Here is a 1,881-nt window from a genome sequence, read left to right as displayed (position 1 = left end):
CGGGCCTCGTCCAGCCCCAGCAGCGCGTGGTCGTCGCCGGAGAGCCGTGACGCGAGCGGGTACATCACGGCGAGCGCCAGGTCGTGGCGCGAATGGCAGCCGACGACCGGGCCGTTGACGCGGGCGGCGAGGCCGCCGAGGGCTCCGGCGTGGCGGGCGTCGAAGGGCAGCCGGCTCGCGAAGGCGTAGTGCGAGAAGGCGCCTTGGAGCATGGTGAGGGAGCGCACCGGGTTGGTGTGCGCCGGGAGTCCGCGCAGCGCGAAGGCCATCAGCCGGGCGCCGAAGCTGTGCCCGATCAGGTGTACCCGCAGGCCGGGGCAGGCGCCGGCGAGCGCGCCCAGGGCGGGGCCGAGCCCGGCTTCGCCGACCGTGCCCGCGCGGCGCTTCATCTCGAAGTAGGTGATCTGGCGCAGGAGTTCCAGCGCGCCGTCCCACAACCGCCGCAGGGCGCCGCCCAGCAGCGTGGCCGGCGCGGCGCCGGTGCCGGCCAGGGCGTCGGCGAAGCGTTCGCAGACCTGGCGCGGGTCCTCGGTGAGCATGGCGGGGACGCCGGTGTCGGCACCGGTGTCGGCGGCGGGATCGGGCGCGGGACCGGTGGCGGTGCCGGCGGCACCGCTGGCCGGGCCGCTGCCGGGCCGGCCGGCGAGCGTACGGGCGAGTTCCGCGAACTCCGTCAGCCGCGCCGGGTCCTCCGGCCGCCCCTCGGCCAGTTCCGAGAGCCGGCCGATCACCTCGCGCCGGTCCGGGAAGACCGCCTCCAGCGCCTCCCGCGTGCCGGGCGCGAGCCCCGGGCCGGCAGCGGCGGCGGGCCGGTCCGGGAAGTCGGGTATGGGCTCGTCGGTGAACCGCATCGACGGCCAGATCACCCCGGCGTGGCCGAGGCGCGCGGACCCGGTGACGGGCAGGCCGCCGAACAGGGCGAAGAAGGACCGGTAGAGGCGGGTGGCCGTGCTGGGGCTGCTGTTCCAGCCATGCGCGAAGATCATCAGATCGGTGACGCCGGTCTGCGCGGCCCCGCGTATCAGCGCGTCCCGCTCCCGGGGGTCCGCGTCCCCCTCGGCGTCGAAGGTCAGTTCCCAGTACGGCTCCACCCGCGTGCTGGCCATGGCGTCCCCCTGTGCCGGTCCCGCTGTGCGCGCATCGTCCTGCTGTCAAGTGGGCCTGTCCAGCCTTTGTCCGACTGGTTCACACGTTCGTGGGTCGTGTGCGGCTGTTGTGCCGGCTGCGGACCTCCGGGATCCGGGAGGCTGGAACCTGCCCTTCCGTACGGCATACCGACTGGTTAGTGTGCGGCCACCATGACCGAACGCCCTCCCCGCCCCTCCTACCGCGACCGACCCTGGCTGGACCGGCTCAGCGAAGCGCAGCGCGGCCCCGTCGCGCCGCCGCCGAGCCTCCTGTACGCCTTCCTCGGCGCCGTCCGGCGCGTCCCGGACCGGCACGCCCTCGCCTATTTCGACGGGCGGCTGACCTACCGGGAGACGGACGAGCTGTCCGGCGCGCTCGCCGGCCGTCTGGCCGCGCGCGGCTTCCGGCCCGGGGACCGGGCCGCGGTGGCGCTGCAGAACACCCCGCAGCTGGTCCTCGCCGTCCTGGCCGTGTGGCGGGCCGGGGGCATCGTGGTGCCCGTCAATCCCATGCTCAGAGCGGATGAGGTCGCGCACGTGCTGCGGGACGCGGAGGTCTCCGCGCTGGTGTGCGCGGACCACGCGTGGGAGGAGTTCCTGCGGGAGACCGCGGCGGGCACATCCGTCCGCACGGTCCTGACCGTGCACGAGGCGGACCTCCAGACCCGGAACGACGAGCGCGTCCTGCGCGGTCCGCGCCCGGCTCCGGCCCGGGACGCGGAGGACCTGCTCGCCGCGGCCCGCTCCGGGGCCC

Annotated in this window: 2 protein-coding genes; one reads left to right on the top strand and one right to left on the bottom strand. The window is 75.6% G+C overall.

Annotated elements, in window-relative coordinates; all coding sequences use genetic code 11:
- The coding region (locus AB0K09_RS33070) for a serine-threonine protein kinase (protein ID WP_366069089.1) at positions 1-1,106 on the bottom strand (1,106 nt) is incomplete at its 3' end.
- 192 nt (positions 1,107-1,298) lie between these two features.
- On the opposite strand from AB0K09_RS33070, the gene AB0K09_RS33065 reads away from it, so the two are divergent.
- A partial coding sequence (locus AB0K09_RS33065; RefSeq protein ID WP_366069088.1) for an AMP-binding protein occupies positions 1,299-1,881 on the top strand: 583 nt, incomplete at its 3' end.

This window comes from Streptomyces sp. NPDC049577, from assembly GCF_040675635.1.
Classification (GTDB): Bacteria; Actinomycetota; Actinomycetes; order Streptomycetales; family Streptomycetaceae; genus Streptomyces.
Note: the sequence above shows the minus strand (reverse complement) of the source record. Positions and strands in the feature narration are given on the sequence as shown.